The following is a 20739-nucleotide window of genomic DNA, read 5'->3' on the forward strand; positions in this document are numbered from 1 at the left end:
CCCGGTCCGATCGGACGGGTCGTCGACGGCTGGAAGGAACGGCCCCCTGATGAGCACTCTCACCCTCGCATCGGACCCCGAGGACGCGGCGGCCGTCGAAGCCGTCGAGGCCCATCACGCGCAGCTGGCGGGTGAGCTCGCCGGACGGGTGGCGATGCTGGTCGCCGCGGCGGACCGCGACCCGGCCGAGGCCGAGGAGGTCCGCACCGGACTGGTCGCCTTCTGCGACCGGGATCTGCTCCCGCACGCGGTCGCCGAGGAGAGCACGCTGTACGCCGCCGCCCGCGACCTGCCCGAGGCCCGTCTCCTCATCGACGGCATGCTCGCCGAGCACCGCAGGCTGGCCGCCCTGGTCGACGCGTTGCGCGGGACCGGATCCGCGGTGCGCGCGGCGGCCGACGGCCGGGCCCTCCAGGTGCTGTTCGAGGAGCACCTGGACAAGGAGAACGACCTCGTCCTGCCGCTCCTGGCCGGAGCCCCGGACATCTCACTGGCCGACCTGCTGGGCGGCATGCACGAACTGCTCGGCGGCGGCGAGGAGGCCGGGGGCGAGGGCGAGCCGTCGGGCGGCGGCTGCGGCGGGTCGTGCGGCTGCGGTGGCTCGGACGACGCCGACGTGCCCGAACTCGACGTACGGGAGGTGCCGCACGCGCTGCGTCACGCGACGGTCTTCGGCGCGCTGGGCGCCGTGCCGGCCGGGCGGGCCATGCTGCTCGTGGCGCCGCACGACCCGCTGCCGCTGCTGCGGCAGATCGAGGAGCGGCACCCCGGTGTCTTCTCGGTGGAGTACCAGCAGCGCGGCCCGGAGGCCTGGCGGCTGCTGCTCACCCACCGGTGAGCCGGGCCACCGCCGAACTTCCGTACGGGTCCCGGGCGTTCCTGGTTTCAAGCGGGCGTTCGGGGCCAGACGGACACCATGTCCCCTCGATATCGCTCTGGTTCCACCTCCGCGGGGACGGTCATCGCGGTGATCGCGGACGTGATGGCCGTCATCCTCGGACTGTGGATTCTGATGTACCTGTTGGACGCCAACCGGGCCAACGACCTGGTGCGGTTCGTCCATGACGCGGCCAACTGGCTGGCGGCCTGGTCGCGTGACCTGTTCACCTTCGACGAGGAGTGGGCGCGGGTCGTCTTCGGCTACGGACTCGCCGCCGTGGTCTACCTGTTCATCGGCCACGCCATCGCCGGCCGCCTCCGCCGCCACTGACCCGGGCGGTCCCGGGCCGGGCGGGTCAGGCGTCCGGGCAGCAGTCCGGGTCCATGCCCTTCGGCAGCTGCTCCCCGCCGAAGACCGCGCAGGTCGGCTCGTGACCGCCGAGGGCGGCGACGGCCAGCAGCAGCGACCCCGCGGTCCAGGTGGTCAGCTCGCGGGGCCATATGGCGTCGTCGTCGAAGACGTAGCCCGTCCAGTAGAGGCCGCTCTCCGCATCGCGCAGGTGCTGGATCGACTGGAGCACCTCCAGCGCGCGGTCGGACTCGCCCGTCGCCCACAGGGCCAGGGCGAGTTCGGCCGACTCGCCGCCCGTCACCCACGGGTTGGGCACCACGCAGCGCACCCCGAGGCCGGGGACCACGAACCGCTCCCAGCCCTCGTCGATGCGCTCCCTCGCCTCGGCGCCGGTCAGCGCGCCGCCGAGCACCGGGTAGTACCAGTCCATCGAGTAGCGGTCCTTGTCCAGGAACCGCTCGGGGTGGCGCCGGATGGCGTGCCGCAGCGCGCCCACGGCCAGCTCCCAGTCCGGCTGGGGCTCCTCGCGCTGCTCGGCGATCGCGAGAGCGCAGCGCAAGGCGTGGTGCACGGAGGAGGAGCCAGTGAGCAGCGCGTCCGTGGCGGGCGTGCCGTCGTCGTCGCGCCGCCAGCCGATCTGCCCCCCGGGCTGCTGGAGCCTCAGCACGAACTCCACGGCCGCGCACACGGCGGGCCACATGCGGTCCAGGAAGGTGTCGTCGCCGGTGGCGAGGTAGTGGTGCCACACGCCGACCGCGATGTAGGCGACGAAGTTGGTCTCCCGGCCCCGGTCGGTGACGTCGTCCGGGTCCCCGTCGGCGTAGGCCGCGTACCAGGAGCCGTCGTCGAGCTGGTGCCGGGCCAGCCACAGGTAGGCCCGCTCGGCCGCCTCGTGCTCGCCCGCCGTGTCCAGCGCCATCGCGGCCTCGACGTGGTCCCACGGGTCGAGGTGGTGACCCCGGAACCACGGGATGGCGCCGTCCTCCCGCTGCACGGCGAGGATGCCGGCGACGGTCTGCGCCGCCTGCCCGGGCGTCAGCACGCCCGTGAGGACGAGGTGTTCGAAGCTGGGGGTGCGGGGGTCGCCGGCCGGCCGGGAGGTCGTCACGTGGCGTCCGCCTCGGCGCGCGGCAGGTGCGGCTTGGTCGCGTAGGCCACGAAGCTCTTGCCGATCACCGGGTTCAGCGCCCGCTCGGCGACCCGGGTGGCCAGCGGCTTCTTCATGATGTCCCAGACCAGCAGCTTGTGGTACGCGCGCACCGGCAGCGCCTTGTCGTTGTCGACGCCGAACGCGCACTTCAGCCACCAGTACGGCGAGTGCAGGGCGTGGGCGTGGTGGGTGCCGTAAGGGCGCAGGCCCGCCTCGCGGATCTTGGCGAGGAGTTCGTCCGCCTTGTAGATGCGGATGTGGCCGCCCTCGACCTCGTGGTAGGCGTCGGACAGGGTCCAGCAGACCTTCTCCGGGCCGTAGCGCGGGACGGTGATCGCGATGCGGCCGCCCGGCTTGAGCACGCGCACCATCTCGGCGAGCACGCCCTTGTCGTCGGGGATGTGCTCCATCACCTCGGAGATGATGACGACGTCGAAGGACTCGTCGGGGAAGGGCAGGGCGAGGGCGTCGCCCTCCATGGCGGTGGCGGTGGCCCCGGCGGGCGCCTCGCCGGCCTCCTTCATCGCCGCGAACCACTTGGCGACCTCGCGGATCTCCTCGCCGTTCTGGTCCAGCGCGACGACCCGCGCGCCGCGCCGGTAGCACTCGAAGGCGTGCCGTCCGGCGCCGCAGCCGAGGTCCAGCACGCGGTCGCCCGGGGCGAGCGGGAACCGGGAGAAGTCGACGGTCAGCACGTGGCCCTGCTTTCACGGTCGGAGGTGTCGGCCGCGGTCACGGGTACGCCGCCCGTGTCCGCGAGAGCGTCGGGGATGAGGCCGGGGCCCGCGGGCGCCGGGGCCTGCGGGGCCGGGGTCGTCACGCGCGGGGCCGTGCCCCGGCCGGCGCGGGCGGTCTCGATGGCCTCGCGGTAGCGGGCGACGGTGCCCTCGGCGGCGCGCGCCCAGGTGAAGTTGGCCAGCACCCGGTCGCGTCCGGCGGCGCCGAGGCGGGCGCGCAGACCGTCGTCGCCGAGCAGCCGGGTGAGGGCGGCGGCCAGGGCGCCCGCGTCGCCGGGCGGGACGGCCAGGCAGGTCTCCCCGTCGCGTCCCGCGACCTCGGGGATGGCGCCGCCGGTGGTGGCGACGAGCGGGGTGCCGGTGGCCATGGCCTCGGCGGCCGGGAGGGAGAAGCCCTCGTAGAGCGACGGCACGCAGGCGACCTGCGCGGAGCGCACCAGGTCGACGAGTTCGGCGTCGGAGATGCCCTTGACGAAGTCGACGGCGCCTTCGAGGCCGTAGCGCTCGATCGCCTGGGCCACGGGCCCTTCGGCGGGGCGCTTGCCGACCACGACGAGGTGGGCGCCGGGCTGTTCGGCACGCACCTTGGCGAGCGCCTCGACGAGGAAGACGAGGCCCTTCAGCGGCACGTCGGCGCTGGAGGTGGTGACGATCCGGCCCGGGACGACCGCGACGGACGGGTCCGGGGAGAACAGGTCGGTGTCGGCGCCGATGTGGACGACGTGGACGCGGTCGGGCCGTACGCCGAGGTCCTCGACGATCTCGGCGCGGGAGCTGCCGGAGACGGTGAGCACGGACGGCAGCCGGCGCGCGACGCGCTTCTGCATGCGGGTGAAGGCGTACCAGCGGCGCACCGACAGACGGCGCTTCCAGTCGGCGGCGGCGTCCAGTTCGAGACGGCGGTCGACGGTGATGGGGTGGTGGATCGTGGTCACCAGGGGCGCGCCGAGGCCGCCGAGCAGGCCGTAGCCGAGGGTCTGGTTGTCGTGGACGACGTCGAAGTCGCCGCGGCGGGCGCGCAGATGGCGGCGGGCGCGCAGCGAGAAGGTCAGCGGCTCGGGGAAGCCGCCGGTCCACATGGTGGAGACCTCGAGGGCGTCGATCCAGTCGCGGTACTCGTCGCGCTTCGGAGTGCGGAAGGGGTCCGGCTGCCGGTAGAGGTCGAGGCTGGGCAGCTCGGTGAGGCTCAGCCCGTCGTACCCCTCGTCGAGCACCGGGTAGGGCTGGGCGCCGATGACCTCGACGCGGTGCCCCAGCCTGGCCAGTTCGCGGGAGAGGTGGCGCACGTAGACGCCCTGGCCGCCGCAGAACGGGTTTCCCTTGTAGGTGAGGAGCGCGATGCGGAGCGGTCGCGAGCCGTCGGATGCGGGGCCTGCCGAGGGCCCGGCCTGACTGGCCTCAGCGGTCACTCTGGGACCCCCTTCTGCCTGCACTGTCCCGCGACAGTACGACGGGACGCCGATCTAGAACAAGTTTCAGAGTTGATCGTTCGGAGGAACCGAATCTACCGGCAGGTAAGAACGTCGGCAGCGGTGGATCAGGTGATTCACGCCACGGCGGACGCCGTGCCATGCTGTCCGATCATCGATCCTCACCGACTGTCACGGACGGGACCCATGCCCGCGGATGCCCACAGGACCAAGGCGGCGCCGGACGCCGGGCGCGCCGAGCCGGCCTCCCCGCTCACGGAGCGGCAGGAGGCCCGGCGGCGGCGCATCCTCGAGGCGTGCGCGCGGCTGGCCTCGCGGGGCGGCTTCGACGCGGTGCAGATGCGCGAGGTCGCGGAGTCCTCGCAGGTGGCGCTGGGCACGCTGTACCGGTACTTCCCGTCGAAGATCCATCTGCTGGTGGCGACGATGCAGGACCAGCTGGAGCATCTGCACGCGACGCTGCGGAAGAAGCCGCCGGCCGGCGAGACGGCGGCGGAGCGGGTCGCCGGGACGCTGATGCGGGCGTTCCGCGCGCTCCAGCGCGACCCGCTGCTGGCCGACGCGATGGTGCGGGCGCTGACCTTCGCGGACCGCAGTGTGAGCGCGGAGGTGGAGCAGGTCTTCCGGCGGACGACGGCGATCATCCTGGACGCGACGGACCTGGCCGACCCGACGCCCGAACAACTGTCGGCGGTGCGGGTGATCGGGCACACCTGGCACTCGACGCTGATCACCTGGCTGTCGGGGCGGGCCTCCATCGAGCAGGTGGGCGCGGACATCGAAACGGTGTGCCGGCTGATCGACCTGACGGCGCCGCCGCGCTCCCGGCAGAGCTGACGAAAATTTCGAAAGCGCTTCCGCCCCCGGTCGCCCACCTCCCTCACCGGCCCCTCTTCGTCCAGGTCCATATCCGGCGTGCGCGAACGGTTGACCACCCGTTCCGCCCTCCGTATCGTCACCGCAGCCATTCGGAGCCGAGTCCGAAATTTTCGTACCGCAGTACCGCAGTGCCGCAGGCAGTGTCATCAGCGCCACCCCCACCGCACCACGCTCACCCGATCCGCACCACGGGACCCGCCGGAGAAGGGATGACATGCGCATGATCGGAAAGGGAACGACAGAGCCACACAGGAGAGCCGGAGGCGCCGTCCCCCGCGCGCGGCGCCGGCTGCGCGCGGCCCTGAGCGCCGCCACCACCGCCCTGCTGACCGCGGGCGCCCTCGCCGCGCTCCCCCAGGGCACCGCCCACGCCGCCGACACCCTGGGCGCCGCCGCGGCCGAGAAGGGCCGCTACTTCGGCGCCGCCGTCTCCGCGAACCACCTCGGCGAGGCGCAGTACGTGGCCACGCTGAACCGCGAGTTCAGCTCGGTCACGGCCGAGAACGAGATGAAGTGGGACGCCCTCGAACCGAGCCGGGGCTCCTTCAACTTCAGCCGCGCGGACCAGATCTTCGACCACGCCAAGAGCCAGGGCATGGACGTCCGCGGGCACACCCTGGTCTGGCACTCACAACTGCCGAACTGGGTGTCCCAGTTGGGCGCGAGCGACCTGCGCACGGCGATGAACAGCCACATCACCCAGGTCATGACCCACTACAAGGGCGAGATCCACTCCTGGGACGTGGTCAACGAGGCGTTCCAGGACGGCGGCAGCGGCGCCCGGCGCTCCTCGCCCTTCCAGGACAAGCTGGGCGACGGCTTCATCGAGGAGGCGTTCCGCACCGCCCGCGCGGCCGACCCGAACGCCAAGCTCTGCTACAACGACTACAACACCGACGGCGTCAACGCGAAGAGCAATGCCGTCTACACCATGGTCCGCGACTTCAAGGCCCGCGGCGTGCCGATCGACTGCGTCGGCTTCCAGTCCCACTTCAACCCCAACTCCCCCGTCCCGTCCGACTACCAGGCCAACCTCCAGCGCTTCGCGGACCTCGGCGTGGACGTCCAGATCACCGAGCTGGACATCGAGGGCTCGGGCCAGGCCCAGGCCGCCGACTACGGCAACGTCGTCCGCGCCTGCCTGGCGGTGAGCCGCTGCACCGGCATCACGGTGTGGGGCATCCCGGACAAGTACTCGTGGCGGGCGAGCGGCACCCCGCTGCTGTTCGACGACAACTACAACAAGAAGCCCGCGTACGACGCGGTGCTGAGCGCGCTGGGCGGCGCCCCCGGCGGCGACCCGGGGGACCCGGGTGACCCGGACGCGGCCTGCACCGCCGCCTACACCACGGCCGAGCAGTGGAACGGCGGCTACAACGGCAGGGTGACGATCACCGCGGGCCGCTCCCCGATCTCCGGCTGGAGCGTGACCCTCACCCTGGGGTCGTCGCAGCAGGTGGTCTCGGTGTGGAACGGGTCACCCACCTACAACGGCAACGTGATGACCGTCCGCTCCACCTGGAACGGCTCGCTGGCGGCCGGCGCCTCGACCAGCTTCGGCTTCACCGTCAACGGCTCCGCCACGTCCCCGCCGCAGATCGGCGCCTGCACCGCCTCCTGACGTACCCGCACCCCCCTCGGCCCGCACCCGTCCCTCGGGTGCGGGCCGTCTCACGGGTGCCGTGACCCTCGTCACCTCCCGCGTCCGTGCCTCTCCCCGCGCACGCGGCCGCCCCGGACGCCCGTTCTACGGGCGGGTAGAGTGGCCGCGTCGTATCACAGCCGTACGGGGGGAAGCCGGTGCGAATCCGGCGCTGACCCGCAACCGTGAGCCGTCCTGGAGACGGTGAGCCGGAATGCCCCGCACGGATCGTGACCGGCTCACGTGCCCGGCATCCCGCCGGCGCACGGGCACCGTCGAGGTATACGGAGCCGAGCCGCCGGGGTGTCCCGCGCTGCCCGGCCCTCTTCAGGGAGAGGCACCCGCCCGTCATGAACGTCCGCCGCAGCGCAGCGGTGCTGGCCGCCGTCGCCGTCCTCGGCGCCGCCGCACCGGCCGCAGCCGACTCGTCCCCGTCGCCGACCCCGCAGCCGCTGCCGTCCGCGCTGTACGGCGACACCGACCCGCAGTACGACGGGGTGTGGCGTCAGTCGCTCGCCCTGCTCGCCCAGCACGCCGCCGGCGCCGAGCCGCCGAAGGCCGCCGTCGGCTGGCTGACCGGCCAGCAGTGCGCCGACGGCTCGTTCGCGCCGTTCCGGGCCGACCCGTCCGTCGCGTGCGACGCCAAGACGATGGTCGACACCAACCAGACCGCCGCCGCCGTGCAGGCGCTCGCCGCGCTCGGCGGCCACGACGCCGTCATCGGGAAGGCCGTCGGCTGGCTGAAGTCCGTGCAGAACAAGGACGGCGGCTGGGGCTACACCGCGGGCGGCCCCAGCGACACCAACTCCACGTCCGTCGTCGTCGGCGCGCTCGCCGCCGCCGGTGAGAAGCCGGGCGAGGTGAGGAAGGGCGGCAAGTCCCCCTACGACGCGCTGCTCGGCCTGGAGCTGCCCTGCACCGGCGAGGGCGCGGGCGCGTTCGCGTACCAGCCGGAGAAGGACGGCTCGCTGACCGCCAACGCGGACGCGACGGCGGCGGGCGTGCTCGGCGCGCTCGGCCGGGGCCTGCTGGTCGAGCCCGGCAAGGGCGACGGCGCGGCGGCCGGCTCCTGCGTCAAGGCGACCACCCCGGAGCAGGCCGCCGCCAACGGCGCCGCCCACCTGGCCGGCGAGCTCGCCGCCAAGGGCTACCTGCTCGCCGCGACGCCCGGCGCCGAGGACCAGCCCGACGTCGGCAACACCGCCGACGCGGTGGTCGCGCTCGCCGCGCAGGGCGACACGGCCCAGGCGAAGAAGTCGTACGCCTGGCTGGAGAAGAACGCCGCCGACTGGGCCGCGCAGAGCGGGCCCGCCGCCTACGCGCAGCTCGTCCTCGCCGCCCACGCGACCGGCGCGGACCCGCGCGACTTCGGCGGCACGGACCTGGTGAAGCAGCTCCAGGCCGCCGGCCCGGCCGCCCCGGAGAAGACCACGAAGGCGGCGGAGGAGGCCGAGGACGAGAAGGACGCGGACTCCCCGTTCGGCGTCTGGTGGTTCGTCGGCGTCTGCCTGGTCGCCGGCATCGGCATCGGCTTCCTGGTCAGCAACCGCGCCAAGAGGCAGCAGTCGTGATCCGCCGTGCCACCGTGCTGTTCCTGGCCGCGCTGCTCCCCCTGCTGGCGGGCGCCGGCCAGGCCCAGGCCGCCGGGTACCGCTACTGGTCCTTCTGGGAGCGGGACGGCTCGGCGTGGACGTACGCCACCGTGGGTCCGTCGCTGTCGCGGCCCGCGGACGGCGACGTCCAGGGCTTCCGCTTCTCGGTCAGCGAGGACTCGGGCGACGCGGCCAAGCCCCGCGGCGCCGCCGGTTTCGACACGATCTGCGCGAAGACCCCCGCGAAGGACGGCACGAAGCGGGTCGCCCTGGTGATCGACTTCGGCACGCCCGGCGACGCCCCGTCCGGGGAGAAGCCGCCGGCCGGCCGCACGGCCTGCGCGCAGGTGGCGGAGGACGCCACGACGGCGGAGGCGCTGGCCTCGGTCGCCAAGCCGCTGCGCTACGACAGCAACGCGCTGCTGTGCGCGATCGCGGGCTACCCGGCGAAGGGCTGCGGCGAGCAGGTGGCCACGGACGGGAAGGACTCGTCCCCCACGGAGACCGCCGGGACCGCCGAGACCGCCGAGACCGCCGGGTCCGCCGAGGACGACGGCGGCTCCGGGCCCTCCGTGGGTCTGATCGCGGGCGCCGCGGTGGTGGTCGTGCTGGGCGCCGCCGCCGTCTGGCAGGTCCGTCGCCGTGCGTGAGGCACGCGGCTCCGGGCGTGCGGGCCTCGCCCGGCCGCGCCCGGAGCGGGGGACCCCGCCCGCCGGCGTCCCCGTCCCGCGTGCGCGCCGCGCCCAGCTGCACCCCGGCGCGTGGTGGCTGTGGGCCCTCGCGCTGGGCACCGCGGCGACCCGCACCACCAACCCGCTCCTGCTCGCCCTGCTGATCACCGTCTCCGGGTACGTCGTGGCCGTCCGCCGCCCGCACACGCCGTGGGCCCGCTCCTACGGCGCCTTCGTGAAGCTCGCCGCCGCCGTGCTGCTGCTGCGGCTCGCCTTCGCGGTCTTCCTGGGCTCGCCGATCCCCGGCACCCACACCCTGTTCACGCTGCCCGAGGTGCCGCTGCCCGACTGGGCGCAGGGCATCCGCCTGGGCGGCCGGGTCACCGCGGAAGGCCTCACCTTCGCCCTGTACGACGCGCTGCGGCTGGCCGCGCTGCTGATCTGCGTGGGCGCCGCGAACGCCCTCGCCAGCCCGTCCCGCCTGCTGAAGTCGCTGCCCGGCGCCCTGTACGAGCTGGGCGTGGCCGTGGTGGTGGCGCTGACCTTCGCGCCGAACCTGATCGCCGACGTACGCCGGCTGCGAGCCGCCCGCCGGCTGCGGGGGCGCCCCGACAAGGGCGTGCGCGGTCTGGTGCAGGTGGGGCTGCCGGTCCTCGAGGGCGCGCTGGAGCGCTCGGTGTCCCTGGCCGCCGCGATGGACGCGCGCGGGTACGGCCGTACCGCCGAGGTGCCGCCCGCAGTGCGGCGCACCACCGCCGCCCTCACGCTCGGCGGTCTGCTGGGCGTGTGCGCGGGGACGTACGGGCTGCTCACCGCCGAGGGCGGCAGTTACGGGCTGCCCGTGCTGCTCGTCGGGCTGGCGTCGGCGCTCGCGGGGCTCCGGCTCGGCGGGCGGCGCACCCTGCGCACCCGCTACCGCCCGGACCCGTGGGACGCCCGCGCCTGGCTGGTCTCCGCCTCGGGCGCCGCCGTGGCGGCCCTCCTGATCCTGGCCGGCTCGCTGGACCCCGGGGCCCTGCGCCCCGGCGTGGTCCCGCTGGAGCCGCCCACCCTGCCCCTGTGGCCGGCGGCGGCCGTGCTGCTCGGCCTGCTGCCCGCCTTCGTCACCCCCGCCCCCGAGGCGGCCCCCGACCCCCGCAAGGAGCCGACGACGTGATCCGCTTCGAGAACGTGTCGGTGACCTACGACGGCGCGGCGCGGCCCGCCGTGCGGGACGTCGACCTGGAGGTCCCCGAGGGCGAACTGGTGCTGGTGGTGGGCCCCTCCGGCGTCGGCAAGTCGACGGTGCTGGGCGCGGTCAGCGGACTGGTGCCGCACTTCACCGGCGGCACCCTGCACGGCCGCGTGACCGTCGCGGGCCGCGACACCCGCACCCACAAGCCGCGCGAACTGGCCGACGTGGTGGGCACGGTGGGCCAGGACCCGCTGTCCCACTTCGTGACGGACACGGTGGAGGACGAACTCGCCTACGGCATGGAGTCGCTGGGCCTGCCGCCGGACGTGATGCGCCGCCGCGTGGAGGAGACCCTGGACCTGCTGGGCCTGGCCGATCTGCGGGACCGGCACATCTCCACGCTGTCCGGCGGCCAGCAGCAGCGGGTGGCCATCGGCTCGGTCCTCACCCCGCACCCGAAGGTGCTGGTCCTGGACGAGCCGACGTCCGCCCTGGACCCCGCGGCCGCCGAGGAGGTCCTCGCCGTCCTCCAGCGCCTGGTGCACGACCTGGGCACCACGATCCTGATGGCCGAGCACCGCCTGGAGCGGGTGGTGCAGTACGCGGACCAGGTCGTGCTGCTGCCGCCCGGCGAGCGGCCCCGGATGGGCGCCCCGGCGGACGTCATGGCGGTCTCCCCGGTCTGCCCGCCGGTGGTCGAGCTGGGCCGCCTGGCCGGCTGGTCCCCGCTGCCCCTGACGGTCCGCGACGCCCGCCGCAGGGCGGCCCCGCTGCGGGACCGCCTGGAGGGCAGGCAGCCCGAGCGGCATACGACCGAGCCCCGGACGGCTCCCCCGGTGAAGCGCCTCTTCGGCCGGGCGAAGAAGACGCACGACGGCGCTCCCGAGCCGGTGGCCGAGGTGCGCTCGCTCGCCGTCCGCCGCGACCGGGTGCGGGCGCTCACCCACGTGGACCTCACGGTGTCGCCCGGCGAGACGATCGCGCTCATGGGCCGCAACGGCGCCGGCAAGTCCACGCTGCTCGGCGCGCTGGTGGGGCTGGTCGCCCCGTCCTCGGGATCGGTCCGCACCGGGGGCGCGGTCCCCCACCGCACCCGCCCCCGCGACCTGGTCCGCAAGGTCGGCCTCGTCCCGCAGGAGCCCCGCGACCTGCTGTACGCGGACACGGTGGCGGCGGAGTGCGCGGCCGCCGACCGGGACGCGGAGGCGGAGCCCGGCACCTGCCGCGCGCTGCTCACCGAGCTGCTGCCGTCGGTGGCCGACGACAGCCACCCCCGCGACCTGTCCGAGGGACAGCGGCTCACGCTCGCCCTCGCGGTGGTGCTCACCGCCCGGCCGCCCCTGCTGCTGCTCGACGAGCCGACCCGCGGCCTGGACTACGCGGCGAAGGCACGCCTGACGGCGATCCTGCGCCGGCTGGCCGCCGAGGGCCACGCCATCGTCATGGCCACGCACGACGTGGAGCTCGCGGCGGAACTGGCGCACCGGGTGGTGCTGCTCGCCGAGGGCGAGGTGATCGCGGACGGCCCGTCGGCGGAGGTCGTCGTGGCGTCCCCGGCGTTCGCCCCGCAGGTGGCGAAGATCCTGGCGCCGCAGCCCTGGCTCACGGTCGCCCAGGTGAAGGAGGCGCTGGAGCGATGAGCACGCCGACCACCCCCGCACGGCCCGCGGACCGCCAGGCCCGAGCGCTGCGCCTCGGCCCCCGCACCTGGCTGGCGCTGGCCCTGGTGAGCTTGGTGGGCGTGGCCGGCTTCGGCTGGCCGTTCCTCGCCCCGCCCGAGTCGGCGGTGAACGCGCACGAGGGCGACGCCCCGTGGCTGTTCGCCGGGCTGCTCGTGCTGCTGGTCGCCGTGGTGGCGGCCGCCCTGTCGGAGTCGGACCTGGGCGCGAAGGCGGTGGCGATGCTCGGCGTCCTCGCGGCGGCGGGCGCGGCCCTGCGCCCCGTGGGCGCGGGCACGGCCGGTCTTGAACCCATGTTCTTCCTGATGGTGCTCAGCGGCCGGGTCCTCGGCCCGGGGTTCGGCTTCGCCCTGGGCTCGGTCACGATGTTCGCGTCCGCGCTGCTCACCGGCGGGGTGGGCCCCTGGCTGCCGTTCCAGATGCTGGCGATGGGCTGGTTCACCATGGGCGCGGGCTTCCTGCCCGGCCCGGACCGGCTGCGGGGCCGCAGGGAGGTGTGGATGCTCGCCGTGTACGGCTTCCTGGCCGCCTTCGCCTACGGCACGGCGATGAATTTGGCGGGCTGGACCTTCATGAGCTCGCTCGCCTCGAACATCGCCTTCGACGGCGACGACCCGGTGGCCGCCAACCTGGCCCGCTTCGTCGCGTACTGCCTGGCCACCTCCCTGGGCTGGGATCTGGGGCGGGCCGTGATCACGGTGGTGCTGACGCTGACCGTCGGCGCGACGGTGCTGCGGGCGCTGCGCCGCGCCACGCGCAGGGCCGCCTTCGAGGCGCCGGTCACATTCGGCGACGCCCCTCGGTGAGGGTGCGTGCGCGTCGTGTGGGCGAGACGGTGAAGCACCCCACATGACCGGCGTCACATACGAAGGAGGGTCGTAGACGGTCCGCGCGCCCACTTACGGCCATCGCGCGCGAAACCGGACGTTGCGGACATTGAACCCGGACCGTCTCCGACCATCGGTAGTAAAAGGGACCTTTGCGGGCGATCCGGGGATTTGCTTCTGTGGAGCAGTCGCCGGGCGCCGACGAACCCCACGGGTCGCGGCGCCGACGTATGCCCCCGCCGGACGGCGGGGCCGCCCCCTGCTTCCGACCGAAAGGCCGCCTGTGTCCGCCGTTTCCCTCCTCCGCTCCGTCGCCACCCCGAAGAAGGCTGTGCTCGGCGCCGCCCTGACGGCCGCCACGTGCGGCACGCTGATCGCCGCCGCGCCCGCGCAGGCCGCGACCACGGCGACCCCCACCTCCGCCTCCTCGGCCCAGGCGACCGCGAAGAAGATGATCGGCAACTCGGCCGAGTTCCAGTGCTTCTCCAACATCGTGTCGCACGAGAGCGGCTGGAACCCGCAGGCCACCAACGCCTCCAGCGGCGCCTACGGCCTGGTCCAGGCGCTCCCGGCCTCGAAGATGGCCTCGGCCGGCTCCGACTGGAAGACCAACCCGGCCACCCAGATCAAGTGGGGCCTGGACTACATGAAGGACCGCTACGGCAGCGCCTGTGACGCCTGGTCCTTCTGGCAGGCCAACAACTGGTACTGACGAGCGTCACCCCTGATACCGAAGGCGGCGTCCCCCTGATCCCCGGGGCCGCCGCCTTCGTCTGCCTCAGCCCAGGATCAGCGGCAGCCGCGCGGTGAGGCCGCCCAGGGCGGCGGTCTCGCCGGCGGTGGGCGCACGCCGGCCCGTGCCGGTCAACAGGGCGTCGGTGTCGGACAGTTCGTCGGGGAACGGGACGTCCGCGATCCGTTCCAGCGCCGTGCGGGCCGCCGCGAGGGTTCTGGCCGGGGGCCTCGGGGCGGAGGGCAGGCGGGCGATCAGGTCCAGGTGGTGCAGGGTCCATTCCAGGACGTACGCCGCGAGGTAGTCGCCGGCGGTCAGCACCTTGCCCTTGGTGCTCACCAGGGCCGCGGGGTCGGCCAGTTCCGCCGCCCGCCCGGCCGCGGAGCCCACGTCGTCCAGATGGAACTTCAGCAGCGCGGGGTCGCCGTACGCGGCGGCCAGCCGCGGGATCAGCGCGTCCAGCGGGTCGTCACCGGTGGGCGGCGCCACGAGGTCCCAGTACGTCGTCGCGTCCGCCGTCGGCCCGGAGCCGGCCGGGGTGACGAGCGTGATGAGGACGTCCTGCGCGTCGATGACGAGATGGCAGACGAGGTCCCGCACCAGCCAGCCCCGGCAGCCGGACGGCTGGTCGAAGTCCTCGTCGGGGACGGCGGCGACGGCAGCCAGCAGCGCGCTCCAGCTGCGGGAGAAGTCACCGGTCACCACGTCACGCGCCATGCTCCGGATCCTAGGCGCGGCGCCCGCCGCGCCGCAGGGAATCCGGGCGCCCACGGGACGCGGCCCTAGATCTCCCCCACCGCCCGCAGCCACGCCGTGAAGTCCTCGATCAGCTCGGGAGGATTGGCGGCCTCGGTGGCGTGCGCCTCCCAGCCGGGGTGGGCCATGTCGAAGACGACGACCGGCAGCGGGCGGCCGAGGACGCGCTCGATCACACCGTCGGCGTGCAGATGCCGGGCCAGGTCGATCACGGCGTCACGGAAGTGCGCGCGCAGCAGTCCGGCGCGGGCGGCCACGTCCTCGTCGTCCAGCACCCGGTCGAGGTCGAACTCACCGTCGTACCAGGCGCCCAGGGCGCGCACCTCCTCGACGTACACCTGGCTGCCGACCGGGTCCTCGGGGACGTTGCCGAGGATCTCGAAGCCCTCGAGGAGCCAGTAGGCGTAGTTCCAGCGCGCCTCGCCGTCGTCGCCCGGGGTGTGCTCCCGTTCGTACTGGCTCTCGGTGTTGTACCCGATGGCCACGTACGGGCGGCGGTCGTCGTCGTCCACCCGCCAGATGCGGAAGGACAGGGCGTAGATCTCGGGCCTGAGTCCTGCGGGGAAGCGTTCGAGGACGCCGACGGCCGCGGTCCGCAGATGGGCGAGGAAGGTCTCCGGTCGATCCGTCACGGCAGCAGCATCCCATCCGTCAACGACAACGGACGGGACCCCCCTTGAGGAGTGAACGCGGGGGCGGAGTATGACGTCTTCATGATCGTGCCTTCTGCCGACCTCGCCCTGCTCCGGCGGCCGGCCCCGGCCACGGAGCGGAAGCAGACCCTCCGCTCCTTCTGCCGGCGTCGTCGCGTACCGCTCCTGGCCACCCTGGCCGTGCTGCCGCTGTACGCGCTGTGGTGGGCGGTGCTGGCGACGGGCGGCGGTGACCTGGCCGCCCAGGACGCGTGGGCGGGGTTCGCGGAGCGGCACGGCTCGTCGGCGTACAACCTGTTCTGGTACGGCGGCATGCACACCGCCAACTACAGCCTGATATCGCCGTACTTGATGGCGGCCGTCGGGGTGCGGGCGCTCACCGTGGCGTCCGGTCTCGCCGCCACCTGGATCGCGGCGGTGCTGGTGCGGCGGGTGGTGCCGCGCCGGCCGCTCGCGCCCGCGCTGCTCGCCGCGCTCGGCCTGTGGGGCAACGTGGCCTCGGGGCGCACCACGTTCGCCCTCGGGGTCGCCTTCGGACTGGCCGCGTGCCTGTACCTCACCGAGCACCGAACCAAGCACCTGACCGGGCGCCCGACCCAGCGGAAACGTCTCTTCCTCATCGGTTCCCACGCCGCCCTCGCCACCATGGCGTCCCCGGTCGCGGGCCTGTTCCTCGCCGTGGTCGGCGCCGGGTACGCGCTGGTGCGGCGGCCGGGCCCCGCCGTCGCCCTGCTCGCCCCGCCCGCGCTGGTGGTGGGCGCGACCAGTGCGCTGTTCCCTTTCCAGGGCGAGCAGTTGATGCCCGCGGGCCGCATATGGATACCCGCGTCCCTCGGCATCGCGGTCGCCGTGCTGTCCCCGCCGTCCTGGCGGGCGGCGCGGTGGAGCGGCGCCGTCTACGCGGCCGGGACCGTGCTGGTGTATCTGGTCCCCTCCCCCATCGGCACGAACGTCGAGCGGTTCGCCGAGTACGCCGCCCCCGTCGCGCTGCTGGCGGCCCTCCTCGCGCAGCCGCGGCTGCGGCCGGTGCGCCGCGCCCTGCTCGTGGCGGCGCTGGTGTTCTCCGCCGGGTGGACCGGCAAGAAGACCGTCGACGACCTGAAGGTGTCCACGGACGTCCCGGCCTGGGCGGCGCAGACGAACGGCGTCGTGCGCGCCCTGGAGTCGCTGGGCGCCGACCGGACGCGGGTGGAGGCGGTGCCCGCCCGCAACCACCGGGAGGCGGTGGCGCTCGCCCCGCACGTGCATCTCGCGCGGGGCTGGAACCGGCAGCTCGACATGGAGCGGGCCCGGCTGTTCTACGACGGCTCGTTCTCCGCCGCCACCTACCGGGCGTGGCTGGACCGGTGGGCGGTCGGATTCGTCGTGCTGCACGACGGCAAGCCCGACGGGTACGCCGAGGAGGAGGCGCGGCTGCTGCGGGAGCGGCGGCCCGACTGGCTGGTCCCGGTCTGGCGGGACGCGCACTGGGAGGTGTTCCGGGTCCGCGACGCGGTGCCGCTGGTGTCCGCGCCGGGGTCGGTGGTGCGGACCTCCGGCGCGGAACTGGTGCTGCGGGTGGCGCGGCCGGGCGCGGTGACCGTGCGGATCGCGTACTCGCCGTGGCTGCGGGTGGACGGCGGCGGGTGTCTGTCGCGCGCGGGCGAGTTCACCCGGCTCACCGTGTCCGCGCCCGGCGCGTACCGGATCAGCTCGGAGTACGGTCCTTCTCCGGCGCCGGCTGCCCGCTGCTGACCTCCTTCTTCCCCTCCTCCTCGGCCGCCGCCGTGACCGTGCGGGCCCGGGGTCCCTGGAACAGGTAGGTCAGGCCGAAGCCGCCGACGACGACGACCGCGCCGCCGGCCGCGTCCAGGATCCAGTGGTTGCCGGTGGCGACGATCGCGGCGGCCGTGAACAGCGGGTGCAGCAGCCCGAGGGCCTTCATCCACGCCCTGGGCGCGATGATCGCGATGACCAGGCCGCACCACAGCGACCAGCCGAAGTGCAGCGAGGGCATCGCCGCGTACTGGTTGGTGAGCGCGGTCAGCGTGCCGTAGTCGGGCTGGGAGAAGTCCTGCACGCCGTGGACCGTGTCGATGATGCCGAGGTCCGGCATCAGGCGCGGCGGGGCCAGCGGGTACAGCCAGAAGCCGACCAGGGCGAGCAGGGTGGCGAAGCCGAGGGCGGAGCGCGCCCAGCGGTAGTGGACGGGGCGGCGCCAGTACAGCAGGCCGAGCACGGTCAGCGGCACGATGAAATGGAACGACGTGTAGTAGAAGTCGAAGAACTCCCGCAGCCAGCCGGTCTTCACCACGGCGTGGTTGACGGCGTGCTCGATGTCCAGGTGCAGCACGCGCTCCAGGTCGAGGATCTGCTGTCCGTGCTCCTCGGCGCGGGCGCGGCCCGCCTCGTTGCTGCCGCCGGTCGCGGCGAGGCGCACCTTGGCGTACGCGGCGTAGGTGACGCGGATGAGCAGCATCTCCAGCAGCAGGTTCGGCCTGATCAGCACCCGCCGCAGGAACGGCAGCAGCGGCACGAACGCGAACCGGGCCGGCACGGGCGGGGCGTACGGCGTGGGCACCGGGTCGCGGAAGTACGGCGAGGTGCGGCCGAGGAACGGCACGGCGGTGGCGGCGGCCAGCGCGGCGAGCAGCACCACGTTGTCCCGCAGCGGGTGCAGGAACGCCATGTTCGGCAGCATCATCTTGGCCGGCAGCGTCATCACCAGGACGACGGCGACGGGCCACACCAGCCGGTCGCGGGCCCGCTTGCCGACCCGGCCGACGACGGTGAGCAGCACCCACAGCAGCTGGTGCTGCCAGGCGGTCGGGGACACCGCTATGGCGGCGCACCCGGTGATGCCGACGGCGAGGAGCAGCTGGCCGTCACGGGCGTAGTGGACGGCGCGCCTCAGGCCGAGGGTCACGACGACGGCGCCCAGCAGCAGGACCAGGCCGATCTCCAGCGGGCCCTCGAGGCCGAGGCGGAGCAGCGCGCCGTGCAGGGACTGGTTGGCGAGGGCGTCGGCGGGGCCGCCGAGCCCGACGCCCGACAGGTGGTGCGCCCAGTAGGCGGCGGAGTCCTGCGGCATGGCGGCCCAGGCGAGCGCGGTGGCCGAGGCGAAGGTGACGGCGGTCACGGTGGCGGCCTGGCGGCGGCCGGTGAGCCACAGCAGCGGCGCGAAGAGCAGCAGGGTCGGCTGGAGGGCCGCCGCGACGCCGACGAGGACGCCGCCGGCCCGCTGGCCGTGGGCGACGAAGCAGCCGAGCAGGACGAGCAGCACCGGGATGATGCTGGTCTGGCCGAGCCAGAGGGTGTTGCGCACCGGCAGGGACATCATGAGCAGGCTGACCGCGACGGGCGCGGCGAGCAGCGCGGTGCGCCGGCCGACCGGCTGGGGCAGGGCGCGGGCGGCGATCAGCGCCAGCGCCACCACCAGCAGCAGGGTGCCGAAGGTCCAGCCCCAGCCGAGGGTCTGTTCGGCCGATCTGGTGAGCGGTTTGAGGACCAGCCCGCCGAAGGGCGTGCCGGTGAACTCGGTGGAGTCGTAGAGGGAGCCGCTGACGTGCAGCACGCCCTCGGGGCCCACCCAGGTCTCCAGGTCGGTCAGGCGTTCACCGCTCGGGGTGGTGAGGACGAGGGCGACCTGGCGCACCGCGAGGACGGCGGCGAGCAGCCACAGTCCGAGGCGTGCCGCCCGCAGCCGCGCCCGGGTGCCGCCCACGGCCGTCGCGCCGAACGCCTCGGCCGGTCGCCCACTGTGTTCCGCATTCGCCACGCCTCGTCGGCCTCCCGCCCCGTTGTCGCCCCGCGCGTCCCGTGCGGGGGTTGTGCCGTGCGCCGCCCAGGAGGCGCGCACCCCTCGACAAGGACGCCGGACACCGCCGCTTCACCTGACGGTCCTCTCTCTTTTGTCCGGATGACGATAGTCCGCAGGGGATGCGGTTGCCTCGGGACGACGCGAGAAGGATCACAACCGGCCACCCTCGGCGGAGATCGCCTGGACCGCGACGTGCCTGCGCACGGCATATTTCCGTGCAGTATGCATCGACTTTCGTACCGTACGTAACGGGGGAAACGCCGCCTATCGTCGCTGGCTTCGGCCCGCCCGACAGTGCCGCCGCGCGGACCCGCCCCTGTTCCCGACGAAAGGCAGGCGAGCGAAGTCTTGTCGACTGCTCAGGTCGCCCCTCACTCCGTCGCCCCCGGTCCCGCCGGCTCTCCCGCCCCCGGGAAGGCCGGTGCGGCACAGGCACCCGATCCCGCCGTCGGCCCCCCGACGGTCACCGACCCCGCGCTGGTCAGGCGCGCCGTGAAGGCGGCCGCGCTCGGCAACGCCATGGAATGGTTCGACTTCGGTGTCTACAGCTACATCGCCGTCACCCTCGGCAAGGTCTTCTTCCCCACGGGGAACGCCACCGCCCAGTTGCTGTCCACGTTCGGCGCCTTCGCCGCGGCCTTCCTGGTCCGCCCGCTCGGCGGCATGGTCTTCGGCCCGCTCGGCGACCGCGTGGGCCGGCAGAAGGTCCTCGCCCTCACGATGATCATGATGGCCGCGGGCACCTTCGCCATCGGCCTGATCCCCTCCTACGCCGCGATCGGCGTGGGCGCCCCGATCCTGCTGCTGGCGGCCCGCCTGGTGCAGGGCTTCTCCACCGGCGGCGAGTACGCGGGCGCCTCCACCTTCATCGCCGAGTACGCCCCCGACAAGCGGCGCGGCTTCCTCGGCAGCTGGCTGGAGTTCGGCACGCTCGCCGGGTACATCGGCGGCGCGGGCCTGGTGACCCTGATGACGGCGCTGCTGTCCACGGACGCCCTGCTCTCCTGGGGCTGGCGCGTCCCGTTCCTGATCGCGGGCCCGATGGGCATCATCGGCCTCTACCTGCGCATGCGGCTGGAGGAGACACCCGCCTTCGCGGCCGAGGCCGCCAAGGCCGGTCCCGAGCGCCCGAAGGTGCCCCTGCGCGAGATGGTCACCGGCCAGTGGCGCGCGCTGCTGCTGTGCGTGGGCCTGGTGCTCGTCTTCAACGTCACCGACTACATGCTGCTGTCGTACATGCCGAGCTACCTCACCGGTGAGCTGGGCTACGACGCGACGCACGGCCTGGTCGTCGTGCTCGGCGTGATGGTGCTGATGATGGCCGTGCAGCCGTTCGTGGGCGCGCTGACCGACCGGGTGGGCCGCCGCCCGGTGATGGCGGCCGGCTGCGCGGGCTTCCTCGCGCTGTCCGTTCCTGCGCTGCTGCTGATCCGCGACGGCGGGCTGCTCGCGGTCGCCGCCGGCATGGGCGCGCTCGGCCTGCTGCTGGTCTGCTTCACCGCCGCGATGCCGTCCGCGCTGCCCGCCCTGTTCCCCACCCGGGTCCGCTACGGCTCGCTGTCGATCGGCTTCAACGTCTCGGTGTCCCTCTTCGGCGGCACCACCCCGCTGGTGGTCACCGCGCTGATCGGCGCGACCGGCGACCTGATGATGCCCGCCTACTACATGATGGCGGCCGCCGTGATCGGCGGGTTCGCGGTGTGGCGCATGGCCGAGTCGGCCGGCCGCCCGCTGCCCGGCTCACCCCCGTCGCTGGAGCCCGGGACACACCCGGAAAAGGTCTGAC

Annotated in this window: 18 protein-coding genes and 1 riboswitch; of the genes, 12 read left to right on the top strand and 6 right to left on the bottom strand. The window is 73.9% G+C overall.

From position 1 onward, the window contains the following. Positions 1–49: 49 nt before the first annotated feature. A complete protein-coding gene (locus ACP7TJ_RS09370; RefSeq protein ID WP_367495102.1) occupies positions 50–838 on the top strand; it encodes a DUF2249 domain-containing protein in 789 nt (262 codons plus the stop codon). A gap of 78 nt (positions 839–916) precedes the next feature. After that, on the top strand, positions 917–1210 hold the full coding sequence (locus ACP7TJ_RS09375) for a hypothetical protein (protein ID WP_048457677.1): 294 nt from the start codon (positions 917–919) through the stop codon (positions 1208–1210). A gap of 25 nt (positions 1211–1235) precedes the next feature. Here the strand turns inward: ACP7TJ_RS09375 and ACP7TJ_RS09380 are convergent, their stop codons facing one another. From ACP7TJ_RS09380 to ACP7TJ_RS09390, 3 genes are read right to left on the bottom strand one after another with little or no spacing between them, the layout of a single operon-like run. After that, positions 1236–2339 carry a prenyltransferase gene (locus tag ACP7TJ_RS09380; protein ID WP_093767800.1) on the bottom strand — a complete coding sequence of 368 codons (1104 nt, stop codon included), beginning with the start codon at positions 2337–2339 and terminating at the stop codon, positions 1236–1238. Next, the gene (locus ACP7TJ_RS09385; protein ID WP_019522471.1) at positions 2336–3076 is read right to left on the bottom strand and encodes a class I SAM-dependent methyltransferase; all 741 of its coding nucleotides are present in this window, start codon (positions 3074–3076) and stop codon (positions 2336–2338) included. The genes ACP7TJ_RS09380 and ACP7TJ_RS09385 overlap by 4 nt, the downstream gene beginning before the upstream one ends. Next, positions 3070–4527, bottom strand: a complete 1458-nt coding sequence (locus ACP7TJ_RS09390; RefSeq protein ID WP_427762772.1) for a glycosyltransferase family 4 protein — start codon at positions 4525–4527, stop codon at positions 3070–3072. Before ACP7TJ_RS09390 ends, ACP7TJ_RS09385 begins: the two co-directional genes overlap by 7 nt. A 207-nt stretch (positions 4528–4734) precedes the next feature. Between ACP7TJ_RS09390 and ACP7TJ_RS09395 the strand changes: the two genes are divergently transcribed. From ACP7TJ_RS09395 to ACP7TJ_RS09430, 8 genes are all read left to right on the top strand, one after another. Beyond that, positions 4735–5385 carry a TetR family transcriptional regulator gene (locus ACP7TJ_RS09395; protein WP_093767798.1) on the top strand — a complete coding sequence of 217 codons (651 nt, stop codon included), beginning with the start codon at positions 4735–4737 and terminating at the stop codon, positions 5383–5385. A gap of 262 nt (positions 5386–5647) precedes the next feature. Continuing rightward, complete coding sequence (locus ACP7TJ_RS09400) at positions 5648–7048, top strand: endo-1,4-beta-xylanase (RefSeq protein ID WP_189910276.1); 1401 nt, start codon at positions 5648–5650, stop codon at positions 7046–7048. Positions 7049–7172: 124 nt separating this feature from the next. Beyond that, a riboswitch (cobalamin riboswitch) is annotated at positions 7173–7308 on the top strand. Positions 7309–7419: 111 nt separating this feature from the next. Further along, the gene (locus ACP7TJ_RS09405) at positions 7420–8640 is read left to right on the top strand and encodes a prenyltransferase/squalene oxidase repeat-containing protein (protein ID WP_189910198.1); all 1221 of its coding nucleotides are present in this window, start codon (positions 7420–7422) and stop codon (positions 8638–8640) included. After that, on the top strand, positions 8637–9311 hold the full coding sequence (locus tag ACP7TJ_RS09410) for an SCO2322 family protein (protein WP_367559238.1): 675 nt from the start codon (positions 8637–8639) through the stop codon (positions 9309–9311). Before ACP7TJ_RS09405 ends, ACP7TJ_RS09410 begins: the two co-directional genes overlap by 4 nt. Beyond that, positions 9304–10488, top strand: coding sequence for an energy-coupling factor transporter transmembrane component T (locus ACP7TJ_RS09415; RefSeq protein WP_093767795.1), 1185 nt, complete (start codon positions 9304–9306; stop codon positions 10486–10488). Before ACP7TJ_RS09410 ends, ACP7TJ_RS09415 begins: the two co-directional genes overlap by 8 nt. Next, positions 10485–12146, top strand: coding sequence for an ABC transporter ATP-binding protein (locus ACP7TJ_RS09420; RefSeq protein ID WP_427762775.1), 1662 nt, complete (start codon positions 10485–10487; stop codon positions 12144–12146). Before ACP7TJ_RS09415 ends, ACP7TJ_RS09420 begins: the two co-directional genes overlap by 4 nt. Next, positions 12143–12991, top strand: coding sequence for an ECF transporter S component (locus ACP7TJ_RS09425; RefSeq protein WP_167742959.1), 849 nt, complete (start codon positions 12143–12145; stop codon positions 12989–12991). Before ACP7TJ_RS09420 ends, ACP7TJ_RS09425 begins: the two co-directional genes overlap by 4 nt. Positions 12992–13295: 304 nt before the next feature. Beyond that, positions 13296–13724, top strand: a complete 429-nt coding sequence (locus ACP7TJ_RS09430) for a transglycosylase SLT domain-containing protein (protein ID WP_376724569.1) — start codon at positions 13296–13298, stop codon at positions 13722–13724. A 66-nt stretch (positions 13725–13790) separates the two neighbouring features. On the opposite strand, the gene ACP7TJ_RS09435 is transcribed toward ACP7TJ_RS09430, so the two are convergent. Both ACP7TJ_RS09435 and ACP7TJ_RS09440 read right to left on the bottom strand, forming a co-directional pair. Then, entirely contained in the window at positions 13791–14462 is a 672-nt protein-coding gene (locus ACP7TJ_RS09435) for a maleylpyruvate isomerase N-terminal domain-containing protein (RefSeq protein ID WP_427762777.1), read from the bottom strand. A gap of 65 nt (positions 14463–14527) precedes the next feature. Beyond that, a complete protein-coding gene (locus ACP7TJ_RS09440) occupies positions 14528–15133 on the bottom strand; it encodes a hypothetical protein (RefSeq protein ID WP_318295772.1) in 606 nt (201 codons plus the stop codon). 81 nt (positions 15134–15214) lie between these two features. Here ACP7TJ_RS09440 and ACP7TJ_RS09445 point away from each other — a divergent pair, with 81 nt between their 5' ends. Continuing rightward, positions 15215–16888: a hypothetical protein gene (locus ACP7TJ_RS09445; protein ID WP_425821418.1), complete on the top strand. Its 1674-nt coding sequence runs from the start codon at positions 15215–15217 to the stop codon at positions 16886–16888. Here ACP7TJ_RS09445 and ACP7TJ_RS09450 read toward each other — a convergent pair. Further along, positions 16842–18911, bottom strand: coding sequence for a bifunctional glycosyltransferase 87/phosphatase PAP2 family protein (locus ACP7TJ_RS09450; protein ID WP_093767789.1), 2070 nt, complete (start codon positions 18909–18911; stop codon positions 16842–16844). The genes ACP7TJ_RS09445 and ACP7TJ_RS09450 overlap by 47 nt on opposite strands. A gap of 390 nt (positions 18912–19301) precedes the next feature. Here ACP7TJ_RS09450 and ACP7TJ_RS09455 point away from each other — a divergent pair, with 390 nt between their 5' ends. Next, the gene (locus ACP7TJ_RS09455; RefSeq protein WP_427762779.1) at positions 19302–20738 is read left to right on the top strand and encodes an MFS transporter; all 1437 of its coding nucleotides are present in this window, start codon (positions 19302–19304) and stop codon (positions 20736–20738) included. Position 20739 lies beyond the last annotated feature (1 nt).

The sequence above is a fragment of the Streptomyces sp. DSM 41931 genome, from assembly GCF_050271085.1.
Classification (GTDB): domain Bacteria; phylum Actinomycetota; class Actinomycetes; order Streptomycetales; family Streptomycetaceae; genus Streptomyces; species Streptomyces albogriseolus.

Coding starts and splice junctions, on each gene's coding strand:
- ACP7TJ_RS09370 (WP_367495102.1), top strand. CDS start 50: ATGAGCACTCTCACCCTCGCATCGGACCCCGAGGACGCGGCGGCCGTC.
- ACP7TJ_RS09375 (WP_048457677.1), top strand. CDS start 917: ATGTCCCCTCGATATCGCTCTGGTTCCACCTCCGCGGGGACGGTCATC.
- ACP7TJ_RS09395 (WP_093767798.1), top strand. CDS start 4,735: ATGCCCGCGGATGCCCACAGGACCAAGGCGGCGCCGGACGCCGGGCGC.
- ACP7TJ_RS09400 (WP_189910276.1), top strand. CDS start 5,648: ATGATCGGAAAGGGAACGACAGAGCCACACAGGAGAGCCGGAGGCGCC.
- ACP7TJ_RS09405 (WP_189910198.1), top strand. CDS start 7,420: ATGAACGTCCGCCGCAGCGCAGCGGTGCTGGCCGCCGTCGCCGTCCTC.
- ACP7TJ_RS09425 (WP_167742959.1), top strand. CDS start 12,143: ATGAGCACGCCGACCACCCCCGCACGGCCCGCGGACCGCCAGGCCCGA.
- ACP7TJ_RS09435 (WP_427762777.1), bottom strand. CDS start 14,462: ATGGCGCGTGACGTGGTGACCGGTGACTTCTCCCGCAGCTGGAGCGCG.
- ACP7TJ_RS09445 (WP_425821418.1), top strand. CDS start 15,215: ATGATCGTGCCTTCTGCCGACCTCGCCCTGCTCCGGCGGCCGGCCCCG.